This is a genomic window from Castellaniella sp. GW247-6E4 (assembly GCF_040276065.1).
In the GTDB taxonomy this organism is placed as follows: Bacteria; Pseudomonadota; Gammaproteobacteria; order Burkholderiales; family Burkholderiaceae_B; genus Castellaniella.
Genome location: NZ_JBELOI010000010.1, coordinates 1 through 26,601, shown reverse-complemented (window position 1 = coordinate 26,601; position 26,601 = coordinate 1). Strand labels below are relative to the sequence as shown.

Annotated in this window: 27 protein-coding genes and 1 tRNA gene; 20 read left to right on the top strand and 8 right to left on the bottom strand. The window is 63.9% G+C overall.

Annotated elements, in window-relative coordinates; genetic code table 11:
- Window positions 1-8: 8 nt before the first annotated feature.
- On the bottom strand, window positions 9-872 hold the full coding sequence (locus ABS761_RS12815) for an AAA family ATPase (RefSeq protein ID WP_350408730.1): 864 nt from the start codon (window positions 870-872) through the stop codon (window positions 9-11).
- 247 nt (window positions 873-1,119) lie between these two features.
- Here ABS761_RS12815 and ABS761_RS12810 point away from each other — a divergent pair, with 247 nt between their 5' ends.
- Window positions 1,120-1,476, top strand: coding sequence for a c-type cytochrome (locus tag ABS761_RS12810; protein WP_350408729.1), 357 nt, complete (start codon window positions 1,120-1,122; stop codon window positions 1,474-1,476).
- A 16-nt stretch (window positions 1,477-1,492) separates the two neighbouring features.
- Window positions 1,493-1,849, top strand: coding sequence for a c-type cytochrome (locus tag ABS761_RS12805; protein ID WP_350408728.1), 357 nt, complete (start codon window positions 1,493-1,495; stop codon window positions 1,847-1,849).
- 75 nt (window positions 1,850-1,924) lie between these two features.
- Here the strand turns inward: ABS761_RS12805 and ABS761_RS12800 are convergent, their stop codons facing one another.
- Window positions 1,925-2,356: a DUF1841 family protein gene (locus ABS761_RS12800; protein ID WP_350408727.1), complete on the bottom strand. Its 432-nt coding sequence runs from the start codon at window positions 2,354-2,356 to the stop codon at window positions 1,925-1,927.
- A gap of 173 nt (window positions 2,357-2,529) precedes the next feature.
- Between ABS761_RS12800 and icd the strand changes: the two genes are divergently transcribed.
- Window positions 2,530-3,786: an NADP-dependent isocitrate dehydrogenase gene (gene icd / locus ABS761_RS12795; RefSeq protein ID WP_350408726.1), complete on the top strand. Its 1,257-nt coding sequence runs from the start codon at window positions 2,530-2,532 to the stop codon at window positions 3,784-3,786.
- Window positions 3,787-3,945: 159 nt separating this feature from the next.
- Here the strand turns inward: icd and ABS761_RS12790 are convergent, their stop codons facing one another.
- Window positions 3,946-4,179, bottom strand: a complete 234-nt coding sequence (locus ABS761_RS12790; RefSeq protein WP_350408725.1) for a MerR family DNA-binding protein — start codon at window positions 4,177-4,179, stop codon at window positions 3,946-3,948.
- 22 nt (window positions 4,180-4,201) lie between these two features.
- Here ABS761_RS12790 and ABS761_RS12785 point away from each other — a divergent pair, with 22 nt between their 5' ends.
- On the top strand, window positions 4,202-4,861 hold the full coding sequence (locus tag ABS761_RS12785) for an HAD-IC family P-type ATPase (RefSeq protein WP_350408724.1): 660 nt from the start codon (window positions 4,202-4,204) through the stop codon (window positions 4,859-4,861).
- A gap of 80 nt (window positions 4,862-4,941) precedes the next feature.
- On the opposite strand, the gene ABS761_RS12780 is transcribed toward ABS761_RS12785, so the two are convergent.
- Window positions 4,942-5,688 (bottom strand): FadR/GntR family transcriptional regulator, encoded by a 747-nt coding sequence (locus tag ABS761_RS12780; RefSeq protein WP_350408723.1) that lies wholly within the window; start codon window positions 5,686-5,688, stop codon window positions 4,942-4,944.
- Between the two features lie 302 nt (window positions 5,689-5,990).
- Between ABS761_RS12780 and ABS761_RS12775 the strand changes: the two genes are divergently transcribed.
- From ABS761_RS12775 to speE, 7 genes are all read left to right on the top strand, one after another.
- Window positions 5,991-7,544 (top strand): gamma-glutamyltransferase family protein, encoded by a 1,554-nt coding sequence (locus ABS761_RS12775; RefSeq protein ID WP_350408848.1) that lies wholly within the window; start codon window positions 5,991-5,993, stop codon window positions 7,542-7,544.
- Window positions 7,545-7,555: 11 nt separating this feature from the next.
- On the top strand, window positions 7,556-8,368 hold the full coding sequence (locus ABS761_RS12770; RefSeq protein WP_350408722.1) for a sulfite exporter TauE/SafE family protein: 813 nt from the start codon (window positions 7,556-7,558) through the stop codon (window positions 8,366-8,368).
- Window positions 8,369-8,438: 70 nt separating this feature from the next.
- Window positions 8,439-10,058 carry an ABC transporter substrate-binding protein gene (locus ABS761_RS12765; protein WP_350408721.1) on the top strand — a complete coding sequence of 540 codons (1,620 nt, stop codon included), beginning with the start codon at window positions 8,439-8,441 and terminating at the stop codon, window positions 10,056-10,058.
- 3 nt (window positions 10,059-10,061) lie between these two features.
- Entirely contained in the window at window positions 10,062-11,003 is a 942-nt protein-coding gene (locus ABS761_RS12760; protein ID WP_350408720.1) for an ABC transporter permease, read from the top strand.
- 33 nt (window positions 11,004-11,036) lie between these two features.
- Entirely contained in the window at window positions 11,037-11,876 is an 840-nt protein-coding gene (locus tag ABS761_RS12755) for an ABC transporter permease (RefSeq protein ID WP_350408719.1), read from the top strand.
- A gap of 4 nt (window positions 11,877-11,880) precedes the next feature.
- The gene (locus tag ABS761_RS12750; RefSeq protein ID WP_350408718.1) at window positions 11,881-13,563 is read left to right on the top strand and encodes a dipeptide ABC transporter ATP-binding protein; all 1,683 of its coding nucleotides are present in this window, start codon (window positions 11,881-11,883) and stop codon (window positions 13,561-13,563) included.
- A 418-nt stretch (window positions 13,564-13,981) separates the two neighbouring features.
- A complete protein-coding gene (gene speE / locus ABS761_RS12745) occupies window positions 13,982-15,247 on the top strand; it encodes a polyamine aminopropyltransferase (RefSeq protein ID WP_350408717.1) in 1,266 nt (421 codons plus the stop codon).
- 14 nt (window positions 15,248-15,261) lie between these two features.
- Here the strand turns inward: speE and ABS761_RS12740 are convergent, their stop codons facing one another.
- Genes ABS761_RS12740 through trxB form a run of 3 tightly spaced genes read right to left on the bottom strand, consistent with a single transcriptional unit; the run spans window position 15,262 to window position 17,292 of the window.
- Window positions 15,262-15,591, bottom strand: coding sequence for a DMT family transporter (locus ABS761_RS12740; protein WP_350408716.1), 330 nt, complete (start codon window positions 15,589-15,591; stop codon window positions 15,262-15,264).
- Entirely contained in the window at window positions 15,588-16,346 is a 759-nt protein-coding gene (locus tag ABS761_RS12735) for a Smr/MutS family protein (RefSeq protein ID WP_350408715.1), read from the bottom strand. Before ABS761_RS12735 ends, ABS761_RS12740 begins: the two co-directional genes overlap by 4 nt.
- On the bottom strand, window positions 16,333-17,292 hold the full coding sequence (gene trxB, locus ABS761_RS12730) for a thioredoxin-disulfide reductase (protein ID WP_350408714.1): 960 nt from the start codon (window positions 17,290-17,292) through the stop codon (window positions 16,333-16,335). Before trxB ends, ABS761_RS12735 begins: the two co-directional genes overlap by 14 nt.
- A 45-nt stretch (window positions 17,293-17,337) precedes the next feature.
- Here trxB and ABS761_RS12725 point away from each other — a divergent pair, with 45 nt between their 5' ends.
- From ABS761_RS12725 to ABS761_RS12700, 6 genes are all read left to right on the top strand, one after another.
- Entirely contained in the window at window positions 17,338-19,698 is a 2,361-nt protein-coding gene (locus ABS761_RS12725; protein ID WP_350408713.1) for a DNA translocase FtsK, read from the top strand.
- The gene (lolA, locus tag ABS761_RS12720) at window positions 19,688-20,308 is read left to right on the top strand and encodes an outer membrane lipoprotein periplasmic chaperone LolA (RefSeq protein ID WP_350408712.1); all 621 of its coding nucleotides are present in this window, start codon (window positions 19,688-19,690) and stop codon (window positions 20,306-20,308) included. The genes ABS761_RS12725 and lolA overlap by 11 nt, the downstream gene beginning before the upstream one ends.
- The gene (locus ABS761_RS12715; protein WP_350408711.1) at window positions 20,308-21,648 is read left to right on the top strand and encodes a replication-associated recombination protein A; all 1,341 of its coding nucleotides are present in this window, start codon (window positions 20,308-20,310) and stop codon (window positions 21,646-21,648) included. The genes lolA and ABS761_RS12715 overlap by 1 nt, the downstream gene beginning before the upstream one ends.
- Window positions 21,649-21,916: 268 nt before the next feature.
- A complete protein-coding gene (locus ABS761_RS12710; protein ID WP_350408710.1) occupies window positions 21,917-22,318 on the top strand; it encodes a hypothetical protein in 402 nt (133 codons plus the stop codon).
- A 324-nt stretch (window positions 22,319-22,642) separates the two neighbouring features.
- Window positions 22,643-23,986 carry a serine--tRNA ligase gene (serS, locus tag ABS761_RS12705; protein ID WP_350408709.1) on the top strand — a complete coding sequence of 448 codons (1,344 nt, stop codon included), beginning with the start codon at window positions 22,643-22,645 and terminating at the stop codon, window positions 23,984-23,986.
- Between the two features lie 93 nt (window positions 23,987-24,079).
- A tRNA-Ser gene (locus ABS761_RS12700) sits at window positions 24,080-24,170 on the top strand.
- A 14-nt stretch (window positions 24,171-24,184) separates the two neighbouring features.
- On the opposite strand, the gene ABS761_RS12695 is transcribed toward ABS761_RS12700, so the two are convergent.
- The gene (locus ABS761_RS12695; protein ID WP_350408708.1) at window positions 24,185-24,892 is read right to left on the bottom strand and encodes a tyrosine-type recombinase/integrase; all 708 of its coding nucleotides are present in this window, start codon (window positions 24,890-24,892) and stop codon (window positions 24,185-24,187) included.
- Between the two features lie 733 nt (window positions 24,893-25,625).
- Between ABS761_RS12695 and ABS761_RS12690 the strand changes: the two genes are divergently transcribed.
- The 3 genes from ABS761_RS12690 to ABS761_RS12680 are packed head-to-tail and all read left to right on the top strand — an operon-like array spanning window position 25,626 to window position 26,546.
- On the top strand, window positions 25,626-25,829 hold the full coding sequence (locus ABS761_RS12690) for a hypothetical protein (protein ID WP_350408707.1): 204 nt from the start codon (window positions 25,626-25,628) through the stop codon (window positions 25,827-25,829).
- Window positions 25,826-26,194 (top strand): hypothetical protein, encoded by a 369-nt coding sequence (locus ABS761_RS12685; protein WP_350408706.1) that lies wholly within the window; start codon window positions 25,826-25,828, stop codon window positions 26,192-26,194. The genes ABS761_RS12690 and ABS761_RS12685 overlap by 4 nt, the downstream gene beginning before the upstream one ends.
- A gap of 19 nt (window positions 26,195-26,213) precedes the next feature.
- Window positions 26,214-26,546 carry a hypothetical protein gene (locus ABS761_RS12680; RefSeq protein WP_350408705.1) on the top strand — a complete coding sequence of 111 codons (333 nt, stop codon included), beginning with the start codon at window positions 26,214-26,216 and terminating at the stop codon, window positions 26,544-26,546.
- Window positions 26,547-26,601 lie beyond the last annotated feature (55 nt).

The window sequence follows — 26,601 nt, the reverse complement described above, 5'->3', positions numbered from 1 at the left end:
CCCGCGCTTTAGCGCGGGGCGCGGTGGTTCATGGCGGCGAGGCGCTGCAGCAGGCTGAGATCTTGTTCGTTCTTGAGCAGGGCGCCAGCCAGCGGCGGGATGTCGGCGTCGCTCAGGGCCGAGGGCGGCACCGATTCGGCGAGCAGCAGGCGCAGCCAGTCCAGAAACTCGGAGGTGGAGGGCTTTTTCTTCAGGCCTGGAACGTCGCGCAGCTTGAAGAAGGCGTCCAGCGCGGTCCCGAGAATCTCGGCGCGGATGTCGGGGAAGTGGACCGCGACGATCGCGTGCAGCGTATCGCGGTCGGGGAAGGCGATGTAGTGAAAGAAGCAGCGGCGCAGGAACGCGTCGGGCAGGTCCTTTTCATTGTTGGAGGTAATGACGATCAGCGGTCGGTGGTGCGCGCGGATCGTCTCGCGGGTCTCGTAGACGTGGAATTCCATCCGATCGAGCTCGCGCAGCAGATCGTTGGGGAATTCGATATCCGCTTTGTCGATCTCGTCGATCAGCACGACTGTGGGACGTTCGGATTCGAAGGCCTGCCACAGCACACCCCGCACGATGTAGTTGCGGATGTCGTGCACCGACGATTCGCCGAGCTGCGAGTCGCGCAGCCGTGACACGGCATCGTATTCGTATAAACCCTGATGCGCCTTGGTCGTGGACTTGATGTGCCATTGCAGCAGGGGCCGGCCCAGGGCGGCGGCGACTTCCTCGGCGAGCAGGGTCTTGCCGGTGCCCGGCTCGCCCTTGACCAGCAGGGGCCGTTGCAAGGTAAGGGCGGCGTTCACGGCCATTTTCAGCGCATCGGTGGCAACGTAGCGTTCGGTGCCATCGAAACGTTCGGAGGAAGGCTGCAAGGGATTTGTGCTCATGTCGGAAAGGCTTCCCGGCGCCGGCGGGCGGCCGGAGCTGCTATAGGGTTCAAAATTTCAGGACTGCATGCTTGGTTGCAATTATCGTACAATCATCACGCCGCATCGGTCATATGGGCTTTGGGCCGATGATGCTTTTCGATGCTGTTTTTCGCCGCCGGACCGTACCAAGGCAATGCGCGGCCCCCCGAGGGCCGCAAGCCGTAGGCGCAGCGCGGAGGCCTTTTCTAGCTTACAAAGAGACAATATGAAGTTGCGAATACAAATCGAGCGCTGTCTGGGTCCTCTGGCGATCATGGCTTCCTGTCTGTTTGCGGGGCAGGCCGTGGCGGCCGACGCCGCACCGGTGACCGGCGATGCGCAAGCCGCCAAGGACAAGGTATCGATGTGCATCGGCTGCCATGGGATACAAGGCTACAAGGCGGCTTATCCCGAGTTGTACCACGTGCCCATGATCGCGGGGCAGAATGCCGCCTACATCGTGGCAGCCCTCAAGGAATACGCCAGCGGTGCGCGCTCGTTCGCGACGATGGAGGCCGTCGCCCGGACCCTGTCCGAGCAGGACATGGCCGACGTGGCCGCCTACTATTCCAATCTCAAATAATAAAACGGGGGATCCCATGAAAAAGTTGTCGATCGCCCTGCTCGGCTGCCTGGCCTTGACGGCCGGCGCGCAGGCCGCGGACTTGGCCGCCGGACAGGCCGCCTACCAGAAATTCACCTGCGCCTCTTGTCACGGCGCCGACGCCAAATCGCCGCTGCAGTCCGATTACCCGATTCTCGCCGGGCAGCATGCCGACTATCTGGCCCACGCCCTCACGGCCTACCAGCGCGGCCAGGCGGGCGCCCCCGTTTCGGCGAACGTGCGCAAGAATCCGATCATGGGCGCCATGGCGGCCCAGCTCTCGCCCGCCGATATCGATAATATCTCGGCCTGGCTCGCCAGCCAGCCGTCCCCGCTGGCGGTCCGCAAGTAAGCGGTTAAGCGGTGCCCACAGGCCCCGGCGGGATGCCGGGGCCTGGTGTCCTGCACGGTGAATCCATACAGGACACTAGCGGTCCTGCGTTGCGCGACGCCGGATCAGGTCCAGATAGCGGTCGTTGTCCAAGGGCGTGCCCAAGCGCTGGGCCTCCCAGACCACCTCGCCCAAAGCCTCCATCACCACGTGCGCGGCCTCGTGCTCGCCGCGCGTCCCCAGCAGCGCGCGCCACGCCGCCCGGATGCCGGGTGGGTGGTCGATCGAGACCTGCTCGGCGATGGCCAGATGCATCGACAGGTGCAGAAAAGGGTTGGTCCGACCCTCCTCGACCGGATAGTCGCGCGCGGCGGCCTCGGGGTCGTCGAGGTCCGCGTGATATTCCGGGTGCATGACGATCAAGTCGGCCGCCATGGTTTCCAACGGGGTCAGGACCGCGCCGCCGCGCTGTTTGCGCCAGGCCTCGGTGAAGAATTCGCGAACTTGCTCGCGCGTGGGATTGAACATGGCAGTCAGGAATCAGTGTTTCGGCCATTTTACCGTCGCGCGCGGCGGCCCGTGGCGGGGCCGGGGCGGTAAAATCGGGGGCTTGCGCGCATCAAGGTCCCGAGTTTAGGCTAAACTCTTATATAAGACTAAATCCCCCCCTTCTTGTCCTCCTCAGAGCAACTGGAGCATCCATGTCCTATCAACACATCAAGGTCCCGACCAGTGGCCAAAAGATCACGGTCAATGCCGATTCCTCGCTGAATATCCCCGACCAGCCGATCATTCCCTACATCGAGGGGGACGGCACGGGCCTGGACATCACGCCGGTCATGCTCAAGGTCGTGGATGCAGCGGTCGCCAAGGCCTACGGTGGCAAGCGCAAGATCCACTGGATGGAAGTCTACGCCGGCGAGAAATCCACCAAGATCTACGGCCCCGATGTCTGGCTGCCGCAGGAAACCCTCGACGCCGTGCGCGATTACGTGGTCTCGATCAAGGGTCCGCTGACCACGCCCGTGGGCGGCGGCATCCGCTCGCTGAACGTGGCCCTGCGCCAGGAACTCGACCTGTACGTCTGCCTGCGGCCGGTACGCTATTTCAAGGGCGTGCCCTCGCCCGTGCGCGAGCCGGAAAAGACCGACATGGTGATCTTCCGCGAAAACTCCGAGGACATCTACGCCGGCATCGAATTCGAAGCCGAGTCCGACGAGGCCCGCCAGATCATCGAGTTTCTGCAGGATAAGCTCGGCGTCAAAAAGATCCGCTTTCCGGCGACCTCCGGCATCGGCGTCAAGCCTGTGTCGCGCGAGGGCACCCAGCGCCTGGTGCGCAAGGCGATCCAGTACGCCATCGACAACGACCGCCCGACCGTCACCCTGGTCCACAAGGGCAACATCATGAAGTTCACCGAGGGGGGCTTTCGTGACTGGGGCTACGAACTGGCGCTCAAGGAATTCGGCGCCCAGCTCATCGATGGCGGCCCGTGGTGCAAGTTCAAGAGCCCCAAGACTGGCCGTGACATCGTGGTCAAGGACGTGATCGCCGACGCCTTCCTGCAGCAGATCCTGCTGCGCCCGGCCGAATACGACGTCATCGCCACGCTGAACCTCAACGGCGACTATATCTCCGACGCCCTGGCCGCGCAGGTCGGCGGCATCGGCATCGCCCCGGGCGCCAACCTGTCCGATTCGGTCGCCATGTTCGAGGCCACGCACGGCACGGCGCCCAAGTACGCCGGCAAGGACTACGTCAACCCCGGCTCCGAGATCCTGTCGGCCGAAATGATGCTGCGCCACATGGGCTGGACCGAGGCGGCCGACCTGATCATCAGCAGCATGGAAAAGGCCATCCTGTCGAAAAAGGTCACGTACGATTTCGCCCGCCTGTTAGAGGGCGCGACCCAGGTGTCCTGCTCGGGCTTCGGTCAGGTGATGATCGACAATATGTGAGATTCGATATCGCTGGCCGGCGATATGTGATGTGTCGAGCCGCACCGTGATTCGGTGGCGGTTCGTGAAGGCCCCGCTTCCCATGCTTTGGGGGCGGGGCCTTTTCAGTTGAGAAACCCTGGCACAGAATCCTCGTGGCCACCGGGTGGCGCCGTGAGCCTAGGTGTGGCAAGAATCATCGGCCAGCGCCCGCAGGATCCCGCAGGATGTCGTGGGCGCCGTGTCGGCGCATTGCCGACGCAAGGCGACCAAATGCTGCTTGAGATGCATGAGCTCCTCGACGCGCACCTCTACGGCATGGATATGCTCATCCAGCAGGTCGTTGACATTTCCGCAGTCCTCGGTGGGGGTGTCCCGGTATTGAAGCAAGGTGCGCACTTCGTCGAGCGCCATATCCAGCGTGCGGCAGTGCCGGATGAATCGCAGGCGTTCGATGTGGCCCTCGCTCGAAGCGTTGCAGCGTGAGGGAAAAACCGTGGCGGTATTGTTCGATGAAGGGGCCGGGGAATCGCTCGGATTGGTGGCCCTGCGTGACGAGCCCAGGCGGGATGCGCAAGAAGGTGTGGCCCGGCTCAAGGCGATGGGTGTGCGCCCGGTCATGTTGACAGGTGACAACCGCCCGACTGCCCGGGCCATTGCCGGGTGCCTGGGCATGGATTGTGAGGCGGAGCTGCTGCCCCAGGACAAGCTGCGCCTGATCAATGAAATGAAGGTCAATGCCAAGGTTGCCATGGTGGACGATGGCATCAACGATGCCCCCGCGCTGGCTGCCGCCGATGTCGGCATCGCCATGGGGGGCGGTACCGACGTGGCGATTGAAACCGCCGACGCGGCGTTGCTGAAAGGCCGCGTCAACGATGTCGCCCATTTGGTGGCGCTGTCGCGGGCGACGATGACGAACATTCATCAGAATGTGGCTTTTGCGCTCGCCCTCAAGGCCGCGTTCCTGGTCACCACCGTCCTGGGCTTCACCGGCCTATGGGTCGCCGTGCTGGCCGATTCGGGCGCGACGGCGATCGTGACGCTCAATGCATTGCGTCTGTTGCGATTCAAGGACGCGCCGGTCGAGGAATAGCCCAACGGCTGGGCGCCCCTGGGTACCGTCATCGCCGCCACGAGCCGGCCCCGCGCGTCGACCATGGGCGGGCGGCGGGATCAGTCGTCGGTGTCGGCGAGCGCATCGTCGATCTGGTCGATCAATGTGCGCTTGACGGTCAGCAAGTGCCTGTGCATCGCCTTGGCGGCCTCTTCGGGGTGGCGATCGGCGATGGCGGCCAGGATTTCCTCGTGTTGGCGGGTGTAGAGCTGCTGGCGCTTGCTGGTCAAGGTGGCCTTGCGCAGCCGCCCCCATGCGGTCTGCTTGCGCGCTTCGTCCAGCATGTCGGAAAAACGCATCAGCATGCCGTTGTACGTCGAGCGCCCGATGGCCTTGTGCATGGCCCCATCCCAGCGTTCCCAGACACTGTGGTCCTGAGCCGTCCGGCTTTTTTCCAGATACATGCGCAGGTCCTCCAGATCCCGCGATGACGCATGGGTGGCGGCGAGCGCGGCGATGGCGGGTTCCAGGGCCAGGCGGGTTTCCATGAGCTCCAGCGGACTGGTGTAGCGCTTCAGGTCGTTCGCATCGTCCTCGGAGGGCGCGTGTTCCCGGACCGAGCCCGGGGACGGGGGGCGGACGATGATGGTGCCGCGACCGCGGCCGCGCGCGCGCGCGATTTGCCCGTCGGCCTCCAGAGAGGCGAGCGCCTGCCGTATGACCCGTCGGCTGACTCCGAGTTCCAGAGCCAGCGTTCGTTCGGGGGGGAGTCTGTCGGCCCCCACGGCGTCCAGCATATCGATCTTGTCGCGCAATTGCCTCATCACGGTTTCGGCAAGCGTGCCAAGCGGGGGAGATTGAGCCATTGCTGAATCCTTATTCTCAATCGAATGATACCTTAATGGCACCAATTTAGCACCCTGACGCATTGCGCGAAACCTTCTATGCGACGAGTCTTAAGAGGATAAGGGTTATCCATACGATAAGGACCAATTGACAGTATGGTCTGAAATGGTACGATATCGCTCTCGCAGGATCGCATGACGGCTTTCGCAGGATCATGGTTCGCCGCCGCCCCGCATCGCCCTTTAGGTGTGCAAGACATCCACTCCAGGAGATCACAGTGTCCGCCGATGCTTTTTGGGACTTCCCTTATCGCAGTGCGCGCATGCCCGTATTGGCGTCGAATGCCGTCGCCACCTCGCAGCCTTTGGCCGCGCAGGCCGGGCTGCGCATGCTGCTGCTCGGCGGGAACGCCGTGGATGCCGCGTTGGCGGCCGCCATTGCGCTGACCGTGGTCGAGCCCACGATGAACGGCATCGGCGGCGACGCCTTCGTCCTCGTATGGGATCAGGGTCGTCTGCATGGCCTGAATGCGTCGGGGCGTGCGCCCGCCACCTGGACGCCGGACCGGTTCGCGGGCCGGGATGCGATGCCCTTGATCGGCTGGGACACCGTCACGGTGCCGGGGCAGGTCGCCGGCTGGGCGGATCTGTCCCGGCGGTTTGGCAAGCTGCCTTTCAGTGATCTTTTCACGCCTGCCATCGCCTATGCCGAGAACGGATACTATGTGTCGCCAGTGATTGCGCGCCAATGGGCCGAGCAGGTGGAGGTCCTCGGATCGCAACCCGGGTTCGCACAGGCTTTCCTGCGCGACGGGAAGGCGCCGCGCGCGGGCGAGCAGTGGCGGTTTCCCGCCCAGGCCCGCACCCTCGAGCGCATCGCCCAGACCATGGGGCGGGATTTCTATGAGGGCGAGCTGGCGGACCGCATCGCGGCCTTTGCGCAAGAAACGGGGGGCGCCTTGCGCCGCGCTGATCTGGTTGCGCATGTCAACGAATGGGTGGAGCCCATCTCGGTGCCGTATCGCGATGGCTACGTCGTGCATGAAATCCCCCCCAACGGGCAGGGGATTGCCGCCCTCATGGCATTGGGCATGCTGGACACGCTCGAGCCCGCGCGCGGCCTGGACGATGCGGCCCGGCTGTTTCACCTGCCGATCGAGGCGCTGAAGCTCGCTTTCGCCGATCTGTATGCCTATGTGGGCGAGCCGTCCGCCATGGGTTCGATGACGGCCGACCTGCTGCAGCCCGATTACCTGGCGCGGCGCGCACGGCTGATCGATCCGGGCAGGGCGGGGGGGCCGACCCCCGGCATTCCGCGCAACAGCGGAACCGTCTACCTGACGACCGCCGACGCGAGTGGCATGATGGTCTCGTATATTCAATCCAACTATAAGGGCTTCGGCTCCGGGGTGGTCGTGCCGGACACCGGCATCGCACTGCATAACCGTGGCCGCGATTTTTCGCTCGCGGCCGGCCATTTCAACCAGGTCGGCCCCGGCAAGCGACCCCTGCACACGATCATTCCCGGCTTCCTCAGCAGGCGCGGGCAGCCCGTCGCCGGTTTTGGCGTGATGGGCGGAAACATGCAGGCGCAAGGCCATGTGCAGGTCGTGCAGCAGCTCGTGGACCTGCAACACAATCCGCAGGCGGCCCTCGATGCGCCCCGCTTCCGCATTCAACCCGGCGCCAGCATCACGCTGGAGTCCGCGGTGCCCACGGCCGTGGCCGACGCCCTGAGCGCACTGGGCCATTCGGTGGAGGTACAGCCGGCCGACAGTCTGGATTTCGGCTCGGGGCAGATCATTCAGCGGCGGGAAAACGGCGCTTATGTCGCGGGCACGGATCCGCGCCGCGACGGCGTGGCCCTGGGCTATTGAGGCCGCTGGCGATGATCAGTCCCAGCCTCGTCGTCCTATTGCTCATTCTGGGGGCCGCCACCGGCTTTGCCGCGGGCCTGTTGGGGATCGGTGGCGGCATGATACTCGTGCCGCTGCTGACGATCATTTTTTCCCACGAAGGCTTTCCGCCAGCCCACATCGTGCACATGGCGATCGCGACCTCCCTGTCCATCATCTTTTTTACGTCGATGTCCAGCGTCTACGCCCATCACAAGAGAGGCGCGATCTTGTGGCCGGTGGCCTTGCTGCTGATACCCGGGGTCATCATCGGATCATGGATCGGGCCCATCATCGCCGCGGGCTTGAACACGCGGTATCTGGCCGGACTGTTCGGCGTTTTCGTGATCTTTTCGGCACTGAAGATGCTGAAAAAAAAGAAACCGGGAAGCCAGGTCGGGAACCTGCCGGGGGCCGCCGGGATGACCGCCGCGGGGCTGGGCATCGGCACCCTGTCGGGGCTGGTGGGCGCGGGCGGGGGCTTTATCACGGTGCCGTTTCTGGGCTGGCGCGGCGTGCGCATACACAATGCCGTGGCGACGTCCGCGGTGATGGGTTTTCCGATCGCCCTGTCGGGCACCTTGAGCAACATCCACCAGGGCTGGGGCATCCAGTCGCTGCCCGCCGGCAGCCTGGGGTTCATTTTCCTACCCGCAATGGCGTGCGTGGCGCTCACCAGCGTCCTGAGCGCGCCCTACGGTGCGCGTATGGCCCACACCATGAACGTGAACCAGCTGCGCACCACGTTCGCCTACCTGCTGCTGGTGCTGGCGGGATACATGTTTTGGAAGGCCGTCACGGTCTGACCAGCGACGGTTCGCGACAGATGTCAAATGCATGATAACGAGGCGCGATCCTGCGTCAGAGGAGACCAAAATGAAAGGAGCAGCAAAGCAGTTATCCGCAAGACCATCCCTGGGGCTCAAGGCGCTCGCCCGAGGGTTGCTGGTTGTCATACCGCTGGGCCTGTCCACGTCCGCCCTCGCCGCCACGACGCTGACAGTCGTTCCCCAATCCCCGCTGCGATCGCTCGATCCGGTCATCACCACGGCGCACATCATCCGCAATTACGGCTATATGGTGTACGACACGCTGTTGAGCTATGACTCCAAAGGCAAAATCCAGCCGCAAATGCTCGAGAAGTGGGAGGTCTCGGATGACGGCAAGACCTACACCTTCGTCCTGCGCGACGGATTGAAATGGCACGATGGCACGCCGGTCACCTCGGCGGACTGCCTGGCTTCCATCACGCGCTGGGCGTCCCTGGACAAGGCGGGCCAGGTCATGGCGTCGCTGACGACCTCGATGGAGGCGGTCGACGACAAGACATTCAAGATGAGCTTCAGCATGCCGACCGATCTGGTCCTGCGGGGGCTGGCAAAGAAGAGCACGAGCCCCGCCTTCATGATGCCGGAGCGCGTCGCCAAGACACCGGGCAGCAAGGCGATTACCGAGTCCATCGGTTCGGGCCCCTTCAAGTTCGTGCGGGACAAGTACGTGCCGGGAGTGTCGGCCGAGTTTGCCAAGAACGAAGACTACGTGCCGCGCAAGGAGCCCGCGGACGGCCTGGCGGGTGGCCACGTCGTCAAGGTCGACAAGGTGGTGTGGCGCTCGATGCCGGACTCGTTCACGGCCATCAATGCGCTCAAGAATGGCGAGGTCGACTATATCGAGCGAGTGGACTATGACTTGTTGCCCTTGCTGGAAAAGGACAAGAACATCAATGTCATACCGAACGAGCTGCAGGGTGGTCAGGCGCTGATGCGCATGAATCACATCCAGCCGCCGTTCAACGACAAACTCACTCGCCAGGCCGCCCTGGCCGCCATTGGACAGGCGCAGATCATGAAGGTGGATATCGGCGACAAGCGGTATTACCGGCTGTGCGGGGCGATCTTCGGATGCGGCGAGCCGCTGGAGTCTTCCGAGGGCGTCGATGCCGTGATCAATGCCGATCCGGAAAAAGCAAAGCAGCTCCTGAAGGAATCCAGCTACAAGGGCGAAAAGGTCGTGATCATGCAACCGACCGACTATCCGACGGGTGGCGGATCCTACACCCCCGTCATTGCCCAGCAGTTGCGGGATGTCGGTTTCAACGTGGAGTTGCAGGCCATGGACTGGCAGTCGGAACTGGTGCGCCGGACATCGCGCAAACCCGTCGAAGACGGAGGCTGGAGCATTCTGACCACGAACGCGGGCATGGCGGACCTCACGACGCCGCTGGCCCACTTTGCGGTTGCCACCAATGGCGACAAGGCGTGGTTCGGCTGGCCCAGCAACAAAGAGATCGAAGACCTGCGCTATAAGTTCACCACGTCGGGGGACTTCACCGAGCAGAAAGCCCTGGCGGCCCAGATCCAGAAGCTGGAGATCGAAAATGTCATCTTCGTGCCCCTGGGACAGTGGACGAATGTGGGCGCCGCGGGCAACTCGGTCAAGGGCATCCTGAAGACGCCTGCCGCCGTTTACTGGAACATTGAAAAAGTCGGCGGGTAACGCGTGCTCATCGCCATCCTCAGACGGTTAGCGGCCACCATCCCCGTGGTGGTGGTAGTGGCCGTCGTCGTATTCGCCGTGATCAGGCTCACGCCGGGCGACCCCGCGTCCATTATTGCGGGTGATGGCGCGACGGTGCAGCAGATCGAGCTGATCCGCCAGCAGATGGGGCTGGATCAGCCGATCGCCGTCCAGTTCTACCGTTGGGTTGGTGATCTGATGCACGGGGATTTCGGCACGTCCCTGATTTCGGGCCTGCCGGTGCAGGAGCTGCTGCTCAATCGCATGGGCCCCACCATCGCCCTGACGCTGTACACGATACTGTTCGTCTTGCTGATTTCGCTGCCGACCGGTGTCCTGGCCGCCTGGAAGCGTGGGCAATGGATCGACAAAGGGGTGTCGCTCGGGTCCGTCATCGGGTTTTCGATGCCGTCCTTCATCACCGCGTATATCCTGATTTTCATTTTCTCGATCGAGCTCGACTGGTTGCCTGTCCAGGGCTATGAGCCCTTGCAAAAAGGGATCTGGGCGCACTTCCAGCACATGGTGCTGCCCGTTGCCGCCTTGTCGACTGTCTACGTGGCCCTGGTCGCGCGGTTCGTGCGCTCCAGCGTGATCGATACGCTGGGCGAGGATTACATCCGCACGGCGCGCGCCAAGGGTCTGAAAGAAAGCCGGGTCCTGATGCGGCACGCCTTGCCCAATGCCTCGGTGCCGATCCTGACCATCATCGGCATCGTGGCCACCATCCTGATTGCCGGACTGGCGGTGATCGAGACGGTCTTCAATATACCCGGGTTGGGGCGGCTGGTGCTGGATGCGATACAGGCGCGGGACTTTCCGGTCATCCAGGCGATGATCATTCTGCTGTCCCTGTTCGACATTCTCATCAACCTGGTCGTGGATATTCTGTATCTCATCATCGATCCGCGCATCGAGTCGTAGCGACGGATCCGGTTTCCTTTTCAGCGAGTCAGCATGGCCCGAAAAAGCAATCTGCACGTCTTCCTGGCAAGCTGGTCCAACCAGTTTGCCGTGGCGACATTCCTGCTGGTGGTGCTGATGGCGATATTCGCGCCCTGGCTCTGGACCCAGGACCCGACGTACATCGACGCGGTCGAGCGCCTGCAAGGTCCCTCCGTGGCGCATTGGCTGGGCACGGACGACCTCGGGCGCGACCTGTATTCCAGGATCATTTATGGCTCGCGCGTTTCCTTGCTGGTCGGCATCGGGGTGCTGGGCGTATGCATTGTCGCCGGTGTGTTGCTTGGGGCGGTCGCCGGCTACTTCCGGGCGCTGGACGGCCCGATCATGCGCACCATGGACGGCATCATGGCCATTCCCGCCGTCTTGCTGGCCATCGCCCTCGTGTCGCTCTCGGGCGCCAGCATGGGCACCGTCATCATCGGGATCGCCATACCGGAAATCCCCCGGGTCACGCGGCTGGTGCGCAGCGTCATGCTGAGCGTGCGGGTCGAGCCTTATGTCGAGGCGGCCGTCACCCTGGGCACGCCCGCCCCCAAGGTGATCCTGCGTCACATGCTGCCCAATGCGGTCGCGCCCCTGATTGTCCAGGGGACGTTCATTTTTGCGCATGCCGTGCTGCTGGAGGCCATCCTCAGCTTTCTGGGCGCCGGCGTTCCGCCCGAAGTCCCCTCCTGGGGGAATATCGTGGCCCAGGGGCGCAGCTACTTTCAATTGCTGCCCGGGCTGGTCCTGTATCCCGGCATCGTACTGTCCTTGAGTATCCTGGCCATCAACATCATTGGGGATGCGGCGCGGGACGCTCTGGATCCGAGGCTTGCGGCGAGGAATTGACGGCATGGAAAATATATCGTCCAAAGTGGTGCTGTCGGTCCGCGATCTGAATGTCGAAACGGTCTCGGCATCGGATCCCAGGGCCATCCTGCAATCCGTGTCGTTCGATGTCCACGAATCGGAGACCCTGTGCATCGTCGGCGAATCCGGGTCGGGCAAGTCCGTGACGGTCTTTTCGATCATGGGGCTGCTGCCGCCCGACTCGTTGCGGCTGACCTCGGGCACGATCCTGCTCAATGGCCGGGACCTGGCAAGCGTGCCGTATACGGATATTCTCGCCCTGCGCGCGACCACCATGTCGATGGTGTTCCAGGAGCCGATGACGGCCTTGAATCCGATTCAGCGCATCGGCGATCAGCTCGACGAAGTGATACGCATCCATCGCCGCATACCGGCCGCGCAGCGCAGGGAAATCATCATCCGGATGCTGACCGAGGTCGATTTTCCCGACCCCGTGGGGATGTGCCGGCGCTACCCGCATGAGCTCTCCGGCGGCCAGCGGCAGCGCGTGGTGATTGCCATGGCGCTAATCCTCGAGCCCAAGGTGTTGATCGCCGACGAGCCGACCACCGCGCTGGATGTCACCACGCAAAAGCAGATCCTCTACCTGATGAAGCGGCTGCAAAAAGTCCACGGGACATCCGTCATCTTCATCACGCACGATTTCGGCGTCGTGGCGGAGATCGCCGACCGTATCCTGGTGATGCATCATGGGGTTGCCGTCGAAAGAGGGGACCGGCGGCAGATTCTCTCGAATCCGGTGCAAGCCTATACCCGAGAGCTGGTGTCCTCCGTTCCCGGCATTCGTCCGCCGGCCCGCAAGGCGCCCAAGACCGAGGTCGCCCTATCCATCGAGGGCGTGTCCATGAGTTATGGGCGCAAACCCGTGTTCGGGTTCGGCAAAGGCCGCATGGTGAGCGCGCTGAAGGACATCAGCCTGGACATCAAGCGTGACGAAATCGTCGGCGTCGTCGGCGAGTCCGGCTCAGGAAAATCCACCTTGGCTCGCTGTGTCGTCGGCCTGATCCATGGGTGGACGGGCAGTATCAGGCTGGGGGACCGCAGCCTGGAGGACGCCTCCCGCAAGCGGCCGCGCGATATCCGCCGCAGGATCCAGATCGTCTTCCAGGATCCCAATCGGTCGCTGAATCCGCGGCGGCGGGTGGCCGCGTCGCTCATGGAGGGCCTGGTCAATTTCGGGATGCCCGTCCGCGAGGCCAGGGCGAAGATCGCCAAGGTGCTGGGTGTCGTCGGGTTGGAGGAGGACGTGCTCGACCGATACCCGCACCAGTTCTCGGGTGGCCAGCGGCAGCGTCTGTGCCTGGCGCGCGCGATCGTGATGGAGCCAGAAATCCTCATCGCCGATGAGGCCACGTCCGCCCTGGACGTGACGGTACAGAGTCAAGTGCTGGAATTGCTGGCTGAAATCAAGCAGCGCACCCGGATCGCCATCCTGTTCATTACACACGACTTGCGCGTGGCGACGAAGATCTCGGATCGCATCGTCGTCCTGCAGAACGGCCGCATCATCGAGCAGGGCGCCCCGCAGGACATCATCCCGCGGCCCTGCGAGGATTACACGCGTGAACTGATCCAGTCGGCGCCCGGGCGGGATTGGGATTTCAAGAATTTCAGGCCCTTCGATGCGGATGCCGACGACTTGGCGAATACTAGGTGCATTCCCTAGGTGTCACAGCTTCCTACAGCATGCATAATGCCCGGCATGCAGGTGAGGAGACAGCCCTGCGTGGGCGCAGCCGAAGATACGGCGCAAATCAGGCAGTACCCATAACAAATACAATCTTGGCGGGGCCGGCGACAAAATCGCCGGCCTTGTTCCATTTTGACGGCCCAGTCTTTCCGATCTCGCCCGCCCGTTCGCCGACTCGCCTTGCGGTGTTTTGGGGAATTCCCCGCATCCCGCCCTTATCTATAGCCATTCACCCGGCTTTTTGCGGCAAGTCATCGTCTTTGTGTATAATTAATGGTTTTCCGGCCAGTTGCGGGATGTTGATCCGCACTGGCCGTTTCGCGCGGCGGCTTGCCGCATCTTGGTTTTTTTTCCGCGCGTTTGGCGTGGGATATCGACTGGGAGCACACACGCCATGCATGGCCTGCATCTTACCGCGGATCTCTATCACTGCGACTGTGACGGTTTGCTGATGACCGATGCCGAGGCGCTCGCCGGCCTGTGCCGCGATGCGACGCTTGCGGCCGGGTTGACGATCGTCGGCGAAAAATGGCATGTCTTTCCGGATTACCAGGGTGAACCGGGCGGGGTGACGGGAACGTTGCTGCTGGCCGAGTCCCATCTGGCGGTGCATACCTGGCCCGAGCGCCGTGGCGTGACGCTGGATGTTTACGTCTGCAATTTCGAGGCCGACAATTCCGATAAGGCCGAGCGCCTGATGAGTGCCCTCGAAGAATCCTTCCGGGCGCGGGAATCGCAGCGCCAGCACATCATGCGCGGCGACCGGGACGGCCCCGTGCGTACCGGCGACGAGTTGTTGCTGGAATCCCTGAACGATACCAGCGTCTACGGCTTTCGCTTTGCGCGGCGCATACTGGATCAGCGCACCGACTACCAGCACCTCGAGTTGCTCGAATCCGACGAGCTGGGGCTCGCCCTGCGCCTGGACGGCAGCCTGATGACCTCGGAGGCGGACGAGTTCTTCTACCATGAGGCCTTGATTCATCCCGCCGCGATCGCACACCCCGACCCCCAGCGCGTCCTGATCGTGGGCGGCGGGGATGGTGGCGCCCTCGAGGAACTGCTCAAGCATCCCAGCGTCCGGCAGGCGACCCTGGTCGAACTCGATGGCGGCGTGGTAGAGGTGGCGCGCCAGCATCTCGGACGCATTCATCGCGGCAGTCTGGACGATCCCCGCGCCACGGTCCGGATCGGCGATGGCGCCGCCTTCGTGCGTGATACGACCGAGCGGTACGATCTGGTGTATCTGGATCTGACCGACCCGGAAACGCCGGCCGGCCCCCTATATACAGAGGAATTCTTTGCGCAGTGCCGGCGGATCCTCGCTCCGGGCGGCGCGCTGGTGCTGCATCTGGGTTCGCCCTTCCACGAGCCGCGCCAGGTCGAGGGTCTGGCCGGCGCCCTGGCTCGGACGTTTGCGCAGGTGCGTGGCTATGGCTTGCATATTCCCCTGTACGGCTCGTACTGGTCCCTGGCCGTGGCCTCCGACACGCTCGACCCCGTGGCCCTGGCGGCCGACGAGGCGGCGGCGCGGCTCGAGGCGCGCGGCATCGACGATCTGCAGTACTACAACGCCGGGGTGCACGGCGCCTTGTTCGCGCTGCCGAATTTCTACCAACGCCTGATGCCGCAAGAGGCCGACGCCCTGGCGCTCGCCTGATGCCGGGCGGGCCTTCAGTGCCCGCCCGATTTCGAGAACACGTTCAGGACGACGACCCCGGCCAGGATCAGACCGATGCCCGCCAGGGCCGGAGCGTCCAGCGTCTGGTGGAAAAAGAAATAGCCGATCAGGGCGATCGCCACGATGCCGGCGCCCGACCAGACTGCGTAGGCGATACCCACGGGAATCGTCTTCAGGGTCAGCGCCAGCAGATAGAAGGCGATGGCATAGCCGATGGCGGTCACGACGGCGGGCAGGGGGCGGGTGAATCCGTCCGAGGCCTTGAGGGCCGAGGTGGCGATGACCTCGGCGAGGATGGCCAGGCCCAGAATGATCCAGTTCATGTGACGTCCTTGGTGGGGGAGGGCAGGCGCAGCAGCGCCATGACGGCGCCGGCCCCGCCCTCGGGCTCGCCGCATTGGGCCCAGGCCTGGACGGCCTCGAGCTGGGTCAAGCGCTTGCGCACGGCATCCTTGAGGATGGCGACACCCGTGCGCGAGCCGTAGCCCTTGCCGTGGACGATACGCACGCAGCGCACGCCGTGGTCCAGGCACGAGGCCAGGAATCGGTCCATGCGCTCGGCCACCTGTTCGAGCGTGCTGCCGTGTAAGTCGAGCGTGGCCTCGATCGGCCATTTGCCGCGCCGCAGGCCGCGCAACAGGTCGGTCCCGCAGCCGGATCGCAGGAATTGGCATGCATCGGGATCGTATTGGGCGACCAGGGTCTGGCGTGTGGCCGGCAAAACGACCATCGCGGGCGCCGCGTCCGGAGTGCCGGCGGCGTGGGCGCGGCGCGCGCACAACCAGTCCTCGGGGGCCAGGCGTGAGGGTCCGGGCGCTCGGGCCATGGGGTCGCGCAAGGGGCGCACGAAGCGCACCGCTTGGCGAAACAGTGCGCGATCGGCGGGGCCCAGGGCGTCGGCCGCCGGCCCTTGGTCGGGGGCGTGCGCCGCATCGGCCGTGTCCCGCGGCCGTGGATGGGCAGGCGTCGCGCGCGCGTCGGCTCGGGTCCGGGCGGGCGGCGCTGCGGGGTCGGTGTGCGTGGCAGCCTCGGCGCGCAGGCGTTTGAGTTCCGCCAGCCCGCCTTTATAGGCCTTCATTCTCCAGCCAGCGTTGTGCGTCCAGGGCGGCCATGCAGCCGGTGCCGGCGCTGGTGATGGCCTGGCGATAGACGTGATCCTGGACGTCGCCCGCGGCGAAGACGCCGGCAACCGAGGTCATGGTGGCCAGCCCCGCCAGCCCGCTGCGGGTGATGATGTAGCCGTTTTCCATGCCGAGCTGGCCCTCGAAGATCGCGGTGTTCGGCTTGTGCCCGATGGCAATGAAGGCGCCGGCGACGGCGAGGTCCTCGGTCTGGCCCGTGCGTGTTTCGCGCAGCCGCACGCCGGTCACGCCCGAGTCGTCGCCCAGAACCTCGTCGAGCTCGTGAAAGAGCCGCAGGCGCATATTGCCGTTCTCGACCTTGTCCATGAGCTTGTCCACCAGGATGGGCTCGGCGCGGAATTTGTCGCGGCGGTGCACCAGGGTGACCGTGCTGCAGATGTTCGACAGGTAGAGCGCCTCCTCGACGGCGGTGTTGCCGCCGCCGATGACCACCGCGTCCTGGTTTCTATAGAAAAATCCGTCGCAGGTCGCGCAGGCCGATACGCCGCGGCCCATGAAGGCCTGTTCGGAGGGCAGGCCCAGGTACTGTGCCGACGCGCCGGTGGCGATGATCAGCGCATCGCAGGTGTAGGCGTGGCCGGTGTCGCCCGTCAGGACGAAGGGCCGCTTGGACAGGTCCACGCCGACGATCGTGTCGAAGACCATTTCCGTGTTGAAGCGCTGGGCATGCTCCATGAAGCGCTGCATGAGATCGGGGCCTTGCACCCCAAGCACGTCGGCAGGCCAGTTGTCCACATCGGTCGTGGTCATGAGTTGGCCGCCTTGCTCGAGGCCGGTGATGAGCACAGGCGAGAGATTGGCGCGCGCGGCGTAAATGGCGGCGGTGTAGCCGGCGGGGCCAGACCCCAGAATCATCACTTTGGCGTGTTTTACAGTGGACATCACAGAAAATCCGTTGATCGTTGACCTCGCAATTATAATGAGGCCATGGCAAGAATACCTGCACCGACCTCACGCGCCTCGCGCAACGTGCGCAATGGCCCTTCGCCCTTGCAGACTCGTCTGACCGGATTGTTGCGCGAAGCGCGCTGGATCCTTTTTGCCGCCATGGCGGGTTGGCTGATCCTGGTGCTCGCGACCTGGAGCAAGTCCGATCCTGCCTGGTCGCATTCGGTGCACAGCGGCGTGACCCTGAACCGCGGTGGCACCTTCGGCGCGCATGTCGCCGATTTTCTGCTGTTCCTGTTCGGCTATTCCGCATGGCTGTGGGTGCTGTTGCTGTTGCGCCGGGTGGCTGCGGGTTTTTACCGTCTGACGCGCGTCGTGCTGCCCAGCACGGTGCCCGAGTTGCTGCCGCGCGTGCGCTGGGAGGTCGGGATCGGTTTCGGGTTGCTGTTCCTGGGATGCATGGGCATCGAGGCGTTGCGCATGGGCTCGTGGGCCGGCCACCTGCCGGCGGGTGCGGGCGGCCAGCTCGGCCGGCTGCTGGCCCATGGGCTGGCGCAACTCATGGGCTACGCGGGCAGCACCCTGCTGCTGCTGGCCTTCATCGTGATGGGATCGAGCCTGTTTTTCGGCTTTTCGTGGCTCAACGTCTCGGAAAAGGTCGGCCTCTGGATCGAGCGCGGGTTTCGCAAGCTGGTCGACCTCAAGGCCGCCTACGAGGACCGCCGCGTCGGCGCGACCAAGACCGCCGAGCGCCAGGAAATGGTCGAGACCCGCCAGGTGCAGCTCGTCCACGAGCAGCCCGTGCGCATCGAGCCCTCGGTGACGACCGTGCCCAAATCCGCGCGCGTCCAGCAGGAAAAACAGCAGTCCCTGTTCACGCCCAAAGAGGATCCCGCCCTGGGCGGCGTGCTGCCGGCGCTGTCGCTGCTGGATCCGGTCGAAGAGACCCGCGAGACCGTATCGCCCGAGACCATCGAGTTCACGTCGCGCCTGATTGAAAAAAAGCTCTCGGATTTTGGCGTCAGCGTGGTCGTGGTATCGGCGCAGGCGGGCCCGGTGATCACCCGCTACGAGATCGAGCCGGCCACCGGCGTCAAGGGCAGCCAGATCGTGAACCTGGCCAAGGACCTAGCGCGCGCCCTGAGCCTGGTGCGCATCCGCGTGGTCGAGACGATCCCCGGCAAAAACCTGATGGGCCTCGAGCTGCCCAATCCACGCCGCCAGATCGTGCGCCTGTCCGAGATCCTGGGCTCGCAGGTCTATCACGCCAGCGGCTCGGCGCTGACCATGGCCTTGGGCAAGGACATCGCCGGCAACCCCGTGGTCGCCGACCTGGCCAAGATGCCCCACCTGCTGGTGGCCGGGACCACGGGCTCGGGCAAATCGGTCGGCATCAACGCCATGATCCTGTCGCTGCTCTACAAGGCCGACGCGACCCAGGTGCGGCTGATCCTGATCGACCCCAAGATGCTCGAGATGAGCGTCTACGAGGGCATTCCCCACCTACTCGCCCCGGTGGTCACCGATATGCGCCAGGCGGCCAACGCGCTGAACTGGTGCGTGGCCGAGATGGAAAAGCGCTACAAGCTCATGAGCAAGGTCGGCGTGCGCAACCTCTCGGGCTACAACGCCAAGATCCGCGAGGCACAAAAGCGCGACGCGCCCATCCCCAATCCGTTCTCGCTCACACCCGATGCGCCCGAGCCCCTGTCCACCCTGCCCACGATCGTGGTCGTCATCGACGAGCTCGCCGACCTGATGATGGTGGTCGGCAAAAAGGTCGAGGAATTGATCGCCCGGCTGGCGCAAAAGGCGCGCGCGGCCGGCATCCACCTGATCCTCGCAACGCAGCGGCCCAGCGTCGATGTGATCACCGGCCTGATCAAGGCCAACATCCCGACGCGCATCGCGTTCCAGGTGTCCTCCAAGATCGACTCGCGCACCATCCTCGACCAAATGGGCGCGGAAGCCCTGCTGGGGCAAGGCGATATGCTGTACCAGCCGCCGGGCACCAGCCTGCCGACCCGAGTGCACGGCGCCTTTGTCCATGACGATGAGGTGCATCGCGTGGTCGACGCGCTCAAGGCCGAGGGCGGCGAACCCGACTATGTCGAGGGCCTGCTCGAGGGCGCCTCCGAGGGCGAGACCGGCGACGGCGTGAGCTCGGTCACCGGTTTCGCCGATCAGGAATCCGATCCGCTCTATGACCAGGCCGTCGAGATCGTGCTGCGCAACCGCCGGGCCTCGATTTCCTCGGTGCAGCGCCACCTGCGGGTGGGCTACAACCGTGCGGCCCGCCTGCTCGAGCAGATGGAGCGCTCGGGCCTGGTCTCGCCCATGCAACCCAATGGAAACCGGGACATTCTGGCGCCCGCGGGAAATACCTCCGATGACGATTAAAACGTGGCTCTCCGGCCTTGTGCTGGCCTGTCTGCCGGTGATGGTGCTGGCGGCCGATGCCCGCACGCAACTGCGCGATTTCATTGCCGACGTGCACACCGCCACCGGGCGGTTCGAGCAGGTCATGGCGGGCGGGCAGGGCGCGGGCCGGACCCAGTCCGGCGACTTTTCTTTCCAGCGCCCCGGCAAGTTCCGCTGGGAGGTGCGCAAGCCCTACGAGCAGTTGATCGTCTCGGATGGCCGTTCGGTCTATCAGTACGATCCCGACCTGGGGCAGGTCATCCGGCGCAGCGCGCGTCAGGCGATCGGTGCCTCGCCGGCCGCTTTGCTGTTCGGCTCGGGCGCTCTCGAGGATTCCTTCGACCTGCAGGCCCAGCCCGATCGCGACGGCCTGCAGTGGCTGCGCGCGCTGCCCAAAGGCGGTGATGCCGGCTTCGTGCATGTGGACATCGGCTTTGCCGATGGCCTGCCGCGGCGCCTCGAGCTGCTGGACGCCTTTGGCCAGACCTCGCACATCGGGCTCGAGGATATCCACGCCAACCCCACCCTCCCGGCGGACCGTTTCCGGTTCCAGACCCCCCCGGGCGTCGATCTGGTCGAGATGAACTGATGGCGACCCAGGGCGACCTGTTGGGAGCCGGGCCGCCGGCGACGATCGGGGGCGGAGGCGCGGCGGCCGGCGCGCCGCTTGCCGAGGCGTTGCGGCCGCGCACCCTCGACGAGGTGGTCGGGCAGGCGCACCTGCTGGGCGAGGGCAAGCCCCTGCGGCTGGCGTTCCAGTCCGGCAAGCCGCACTCCATGATCCTCTGGGGGCCGCCCGGCGTGGGCAAGACCACGCTGGCACGCCTCACCGCCGATGCCTTCGACTGCGAGTTCATCGCCTTGTCGGCTGTGTTCTCGGGCGTCAAGGACATCCGCGCGGCCATCGAGCGGGCGCAGCAGCACCAGGCCATGGGCCGGCGCACCATCCTGTTCGTCGACGAGATCCATCGTTTCAACAAGTCCCAGCAAGACGCCTTGCTGCCGTACGCCGAGTCGGGCCTGGTCACTTTCATCGGTGCGACCACTGAAAACCCGTCCTTCGAGGTGAATTCCGCGCTGCTGTCGCGTGCCCAGGTCTATGTGCTGAAGGCCCTGTCCGAGGACGAACTGCGTGAGCTTCTCGCCCGTACGCGTGCTCGGGCCTTGCCGGACCTCGAGCTGGATGATGCCGCGATTGATGCGCTGGTCGATCTGGCCGACGGCGATGCCCGGCGTCTGTTGAATCTGCTGGAGCAGACCGGCATTGCCGCCGGCGCGGTCGGGACCAGCCGGGTAGACGCGGCGTTCGTGCAAGAGGTCCTGACGCTGAACGCGCGCCGCTTTGACAAGGGCGGCGACCAATTCTACGACCAGATCTCGGCCCTGCACAAATCGGTGCGCGGCTCGCACCCCGACGCCGCGCTGTACTGGCTGTGCCGCATGCTCGACGGCGGCGCCGATCCGCGCTATCTGGTGCGGCGCATCGTGCGCATGGCCTGGGAGGACATTGGCCTGGCCGATCCGCGTGCGCTGCAAATCGCCAACGACGCGGCCGCCACCTACGAGCGCCTGGGCTCGCCCGAGGGCGAGCTGGCGCTGGGCCAGGCTGTGATCTATCTGGCCATCGCCGCCAAGAGCAACGCGGGCTACATGGCCTACAACCAGGCGCGCGCCTTCGTGCGGCAGGACAAGAGCCGCGAGGTGCCTGTGCACTTGCGCAACGCCCCGACCAAGCTCATGAAGGAACTGGGCTATGGGCATGAGTACCGGTACGCCCACGACGAGCCCAACGCCTATGCGGCGGGCGAAACCTACCTGCCCGATGGTGTTTCGGATCCTGCCTGGTACCAGCCTGCCCCGCGCGGCCTCGAGGTCAAGATCGCCGAGAAAATGGCGTTCCTGCGCAAGCTCGATGAGGATGCGAAATAGCGCTGGACGGTCGCGAGCCCCTCGAAAAACAAGTCGTTGCCTGAAATCGCCCCTAGGGAAATCCTGGGGACGCGAAGTTGTAAGTGCGCCTTTCAACGAGTGACCGCCTCTGTACAATGAAAATCAGTCCCTTTTGAACGGAACACCCAATACGGCATAGTCTGAGATCGATGGTCGATGTTTTTCACGCAGTGAATTGATGGGTCATTTTTAGATCGCTGTCTTCAGTTCCGCCAAAGGGTGATTCACCACCTCGAGGAGAATAAACATGTCCAACGAAATGATGCACGCCCTGGATCAATACCGACCTTCAAAGACGATCTGGTTCTGGTCCAGCGTAGGCGTCGCCGCTTTGACAATGGTCGTCGGATTCACCGTCGGTGGATGGGTGACCGGCAGCACGGCCGCGGAACAGGTTGAGACCTCGTCCCAAAATGCCGTCGCCAAACTGGCCGCCAATATTTGTGCCAACCGCTTCCTCGCCGCACCCGACGCAGAGTATCAAGTCACGCAGCTCAAGGAGATCGACTCCTGGAAGCAGGACAGCTTCATTGAGAAAGGCGGCTGGGTAACCTTTGCAAACATGGAGAAACCCGTCAGGGGCGCCGCAGGGTTGTGCGTCGAGAAGGTGCTGGCAGGCAACCCGGCCTCGGCGGACGGTAACGTCTAGTGTCCTGCTCGGTTCATCCGTAGATTCAAATTCGGATGAATGCGCTGTACAGACAAAGGCGCAAACCACGGCGATACTCAACCGCAGGGTATCGCCGTGGTTCTGGATAAGTGACAAGCCGGCGTGTCACAACGCCGCCGTTTTCCAGGATTGTGGATACCGTCCGGCGGCGGCGATAAGGCGGACGCGGTCGGAGATGGGCGGGTGGGGTGGGGGTGTTGATCGAGTCGTTTCAGCCATTTATGCGGCGGCCTGCAAGATGCCTCTGCAGTTTTAATACAATACGGTCTTTCCCTCTCATCCCTCTGTTCCCGGCTCACCATCATGCTTGATCCCAATTTGTTGCGCAAAGACCTGCCGCGCGTCGTCGGCGCCCTGGCGCGACGCGGCCTGTCATTCGACACCGACCGCTATCATGCCCTCGAGGCCCGGCGCAAGACCGCCCAGGTCCGCACCGAGGAATTGCAGGCTCGGCGCAATGCGCTGGCCAAACAGATCGGCCAGCTGAAGGCCAAGGGTGAGGACGCGTCCGCCATCCTGGCCGAGTCCCAGGCGATCCCGGAGCATCTCAAGACGCTGGAGCACGATCTGGCGGCGGTCCAGCAGGAATTGTCCGACTGGCTCATGACCATTCCCAACCTGCCCCATGACAGCGTGCCCGATGGCGCCTCTGAGGCCGACAACGTCGAGGTGCGGCGCTGGCTGCCCGGCGCCGCCGATGCGAGCGGCAATCCCGCGGCCCTGGGGTTCGAGCCGCGCGACCATGTGGCCCTGGCCGAGCCTTTCGGCCTGGACTTCGAATCCGCGCGTCGGTTGGTGGGCGCGCGCTTCATGATGCTGCGCGGCCCCATCGCGCGCCTGCACCGCGCGCTGGCGCAATTCATGCTGGACCTGCAGACCGGCGAGCACGGCTATACCGAGTGCTACACCCCCTACATCGTCAATGGCTCCACGCTGTTTGGCACCGGCCAGTTGCCCAAGTTCAAGGACGACATGTTCTGGGTGACCAAGGGCGGGCAGGGCAGCACGCCCGACGAGGACGACGATGGCCCGGCCGAGGACCTATACCTGATCTCCACGGCCGAGATCCCTTTGACCGGCACCGTGCGCGACACCATTGTCGAGGCCCGCGACCTGCCTCTGCGGCTGACCGCGCACACGCCGTGCTTTCGCTCCGAGGCGGGCAGCGGTGGACGCGACCTGCGCGGCATTATTCGCCAGCATCAGTTCGACAAGGTCGAGATGGTCCAGATCGTTCATCCCGAGCGCTCCTGGGAGGCCCTGGACGAGATGGTCGGCCACGCCGAGCATGTGCTCCAGGCCTTGCGGCTACCATACCGGGTGGTGCTGCTGTGCGCGGGCGACATGGGTTTCGGTTCGGCCAAGACCTACGACCTCGAGGTTTGGTTGCCCGCGCAGGATACCTGGCGCGAGATCTCCTCGGTATCCAATTGCCTGGATTTCCAGGCGCGGCGCCTGCAGGGGCGTTTCCGTCCGGAAGGCCCGAAGGCCAAGCCCGAATACCTGCACACCTTGAACGGGTCCGGGCTGGCGGTAGGCCGCGCCCTGGTCGCCGTGCTGGAAAACTACCAGCAGGCCGACGGCAGCATCGTCGTGCCGGAGGCGCTGCGGCCCTATATGGGCGGGCTCGAGCGGATCTCCACATAGCGAACGGGGTGAGGGCGCCCCGGCCGCCGGCGCGGGGCCGAGGCTCTCGATTTATGCTAAGATGCGCGACTCGACTCGCAATGCGTCGTACCCGGAGAGGTGGCAGAGTGGTCGAATGTACCTGACTCGAAATCAGGCGTACGGTAACCCCGTACCGTGGGTTCGAATCCCACCCTCTCCGCCAGAATACCAATAGAATCAAGCTGATACGGCATCCAGGGCGCAATCCTGGTTGCCGTTTTCTTTTTCCGCTTCGGGATCGTGTGACCAAAACGTGACCGCGTCCGCGTGGTCGGCCAGGTGGCTGGGCGCCAGGTGCGCGTACTTCATCACCATCTCCAACGTCTCCCATCCGCCCAGCTTTTGCAGCACCAGCAGAGGAGTTCCGGCTTGGGCGTGCCAGCTTGCCCAGGTGTGTCGGATGTCATGGAATCGGAAATTCTTGATCCCCGCGTCCGCGCACGCCTTGGCGAACATCCGGTCGTCGCCGCCGTTGATGCGCTTGCCGTTGCGGGTCAGGACGTAGCCATCCTTGCGCTGTGGCCTTTTCAGCACGGCCAGAGCGTCGGCATTCAACGGGATCGCCCGCGCGCGGCCCGACTTCGCCTGATCGCCTTCGACCCATGCTGACCGATTCCGCAAGTTGATCTGCGGCCATTCCAGGCCGTACAGCTCATCCTCGCGCATGCCCGTGGCAAAACCGAGGATGCAGGCGCCCCTTAACCATTGCTGCGGGATCGCCTCGATTAGCCTCTGGGCTTGCTCATGTGTGATCCAGCGGATGCGGCGCTTGGGCTCCTTCATGGCCGGCAAGTGCGGGGCGCGCACGATCCAGCCCCAGGTGACGCACATGTTCAGCATCGTGCGGATGGTGGCCAGATAGCGGTTCTTCGTTGCTGGCTTCAAGGGCGTCGGCCCCTTATGCTTGTGCGTCCTGTGTGTGGGCAGGTTGAGCGATTGCGCGGCTGCCCGACTGCATGGGGGCAGAAGACAAACCCATGAAAGCCGGCCAGGCGCTGATGTCCTGATAAAGACGCAGCACAGCAGCCAGCCGGGGATTCCAATTCCGTCGAATTCGGGGGAATTGGAACGCCTGTAATCAGCCAGAGGCGGGTATCTGAGCAGATGACCACCGGGAGCAGTCCGGAATCCACCACCATTGCAAGCCTGCTAAGCAGGGTGTTGTGCAACTGGGGTGAGCAGTAACCAAGGGCCTGGCAACAGGCCGCTTTGGCAAGCCTTCATCCGGGGGCTTACGGAAGCGAACAAGGGTGCGCAAGCAACAAAAAAGCCAGATCGGGGATTTCCCGGCCTGGCCGTCTACTCAAACGATGGCTCTAAGCATCCAGCGTACAACGGATTGCGCGCTCAGCACACACTTAGATTCCCGGAAGCAAGGTGACGAGGATTTCTCGTTGCCCGAGCTTGGCTGAGAGGGATTTCCTCTCCCGAGCCACCGCATTATCCCCCCTAGTTGCTGACACGAATCACAAGGATTACTTGCTATCGGCACTGGAATCAGGGGCGTTCAAAATTTTGGTCATGGCGACCTCCTTTGATCCCCTGAATGGGAACAAATCCTTTTTAACACATATATCACCCGGGTTTAAGTGGGTGTGACAACGAATAGGAGAACAAGATGGATGAAGGATTTTGGATGGTCTGGTGCCCACAGGGTGGCACGCCGCAACACAAGCACACCAGCCTCGATTCCGCCGTCGCCGAGGCAAAGCGATTGGCAGCTCAGAACACTGGGCGGGAATTCGTTGTCCTGCAGTCGGTAGGCGTCGCAAAGCGGGTCGATGTTGAGTTCACGCAGCACCACAACCCAATACCGTTTTGACGGATCAGGAGACCCCCCATGTCCGCATTCTGCGTATTCGGCATGACCGAGCCGCTGGCAAAAGCTCTGGCAGCCAAAAAGAGCCCCCCCCCCGGAGCCAAGGTGACCACCGCCTGACGTCCGAGGAAATCGAGGCGTGGCGCGCCAGTGAAGCCGAACGGATTTTCACAAAGGGCCGCGCCCGGCAGATCTCGTCCCCCTTCTCTGCCCCGCAGTATTGCGAGGACTGGATTGATCTGGCGAACCGCACGACCCGGGCGGCGCGATTGAAAGTGATGGTGCGCGACACGAAGGTCGACAAGGCCGGCGCCGTCGTGCTGAACAAGAAAACTAAGCGGCCGGTGATGGCTTGGCGGGCTTGGTAGTGAGTACAGGAACCCAATCATGACCACTGAAACCGTGCTGTCGGACCGCGACAAGATGAAGATTGCCCAGGCTATTCACCATGAAAAACTGGGCGTCATGGCAGCAATTGATCGTGTCGAACAAGCCGTCCTGCAATCACCTGAGATACAGGCGCTGAGGAAGGATGCGGAGCAACTGGACTGGCTGGAGAAGCACTTTACCGATGTGTCGGGCATATACAAGGATGCATGCGGAGAGGTTCTCTCGTTTTTCGTGGATTGCGAGGGCGATTCCCTTGCTGATGGAGATCAGGGCAGAATCCGAGCAGCCATCAGCGCAGCAATGGAGAATGGACGACGACAATTATCTTGAGCGGTGGACGACAACTATCTTGAGCGGTTGACGCGCACCGCCGGGACGCGGGATG

Coding starts and splice junctions, on each gene's coding strand:
- ABS761_RS12765 (WP_350408721.1), top strand. CDS start 8,439: ATGAAAGGAGCAGCAAAGCAGTTATCCGCAAGACCATCCCTGGGGCTC.
- ABS761_RS12780 (WP_350408723.1), bottom strand. CDS start 5,688: ATGGCTCAATCTCCCCCGCTTGGCACGCTTGCCGAAACCGTGATGAGG.
- serS (WP_350408709.1), top strand. CDS start 22,643: ATGCTTGATCCCAATTTGTTGCGCAAAGACCTGCCGCGCGTCGTCGGC.
- ABS761_RS12815 (WP_350408730.1), bottom strand. CDS start 872: ATGAGCACAAATCCCTTGCAGCCTTCCTCCGAACGTTTCGATGGCACC.
- ABS761_RS12770 (WP_350408722.1), top strand. CDS start 7,556: ATGATCAGTCCCAGCCTCGTCGTCCTATTGCTCATTCTGGGGGCCGCC.
- ABS761_RS12710 (WP_350408710.1), top strand. CDS start 21,917: ATGTCCAACGAAATGATGCACGCCCTGGATCAATACCGACCTTCAAAG.
- speE (WP_350408717.1), top strand. CDS start 13,982: ATGCATGGCCTGCATCTTACCGCGGATCTCTATCACTGCGACTGTGAC.
- ABS761_RS12690 (WP_350408707.1), top strand. CDS start 25,626: ATGGATGAAGGATTTTGGATGGTCTGGTGCCCACAGGGTGGCACGCCG.
- ABS761_RS12735 (WP_350408715.1), bottom strand. CDS start 16,346: ATGAAGGCCTATAAAGGCGGGCTGGCGGAACTCAAACGCCTGCGCGCC.
- trxB (WP_350408714.1), bottom strand. CDS start 17,292: ATGTCCACTGTAAAACACGCCAAAGTGATGATTCTGGGGTCTGGCCCC.
- ABS761_RS12810 (WP_350408729.1), top strand. CDS start 1,120: ATGAAGTTGCGAATACAAATCGAGCGCTGTCTGGGTCCTCTGGCGATC.
- ABS761_RS12785 (WP_350408724.1), top strand. CDS start 4,202: ATGAATCGCAGGCGTTCGATGTGGCCCTCGCTCGAAGCGTTGCAGCGT.
- ABS761_RS12715 (WP_350408711.1), top strand. CDS start 20,308: ATGGCGACCCAGGGCGACCTGTTGGGAGCCGGGCCGCCGGCGACGATC.
- lolA (WP_350408712.1), top strand. CDS start 19,688: ATGACGATTAAAACGTGGCTCTCCGGCCTTGTGCTGGCCTGTCTGCCG.
- ABS761_RS12750 (WP_350408718.1), top strand. CDS start 11,881: ATGGAAAATATATCGTCCAAAGTGGTGCTGTCGGTCCGCGATCTGAAT.
- ABS761_RS12775 (WP_350408848.1), top strand. CDS start 5,991: ATGCCCGTATTGGCGTCGAATGCCGTCGCCACCTCGCAGCCTTTGGCC.
- ABS761_RS12800 (WP_350408727.1), bottom strand. CDS start 2,356: ATGTTCAATCCCACGCGCGAGCAAGTTCGCGAATTCTTCACCGAGGCC.
- icd (WP_350408726.1), top strand. CDS start 2,530: ATGTCCTATCAACACATCAAGGTCCCGACCAGTGGCCAAAAGATCACG.
- ABS761_RS12755 (WP_350408719.1), top strand. CDS start 11,037: ATGGCCCGAAAAAGCAATCTGCACGTCTTCCTGGCAAGCTGGTCCAAC.
- ABS761_RS12725 (WP_350408713.1), top strand. CDS start 17,338: ATGGCAAGAATACCTGCACCGACCTCACGCGCCTCGCGCAACGTGCGC.
- ABS761_RS12805 (WP_350408728.1), top strand. CDS start 1,493: ATGAAAAAGTTGTCGATCGCCCTGCTCGGCTGCCTGGCCTTGACGGCC.
- ABS761_RS12790 (WP_350408725.1), bottom strand. CDS start 4,179: ATGGCGCTCGACGAAGTGCGCACCTTGCTTCAATACCGGGACACCCCC.
- ABS761_RS12740 (WP_350408716.1), bottom strand. CDS start 15,591: ATGAACTGGATCATTCTGGGCCTGGCCATCCTCGCCGAGGTCATCGCC.
- ABS761_RS12680 (WP_350408705.1), top strand. CDS start 26,214: ATGACCACTGAAACCGTGCTGTCGGACCGCGACAAGATGAAGATTGCC.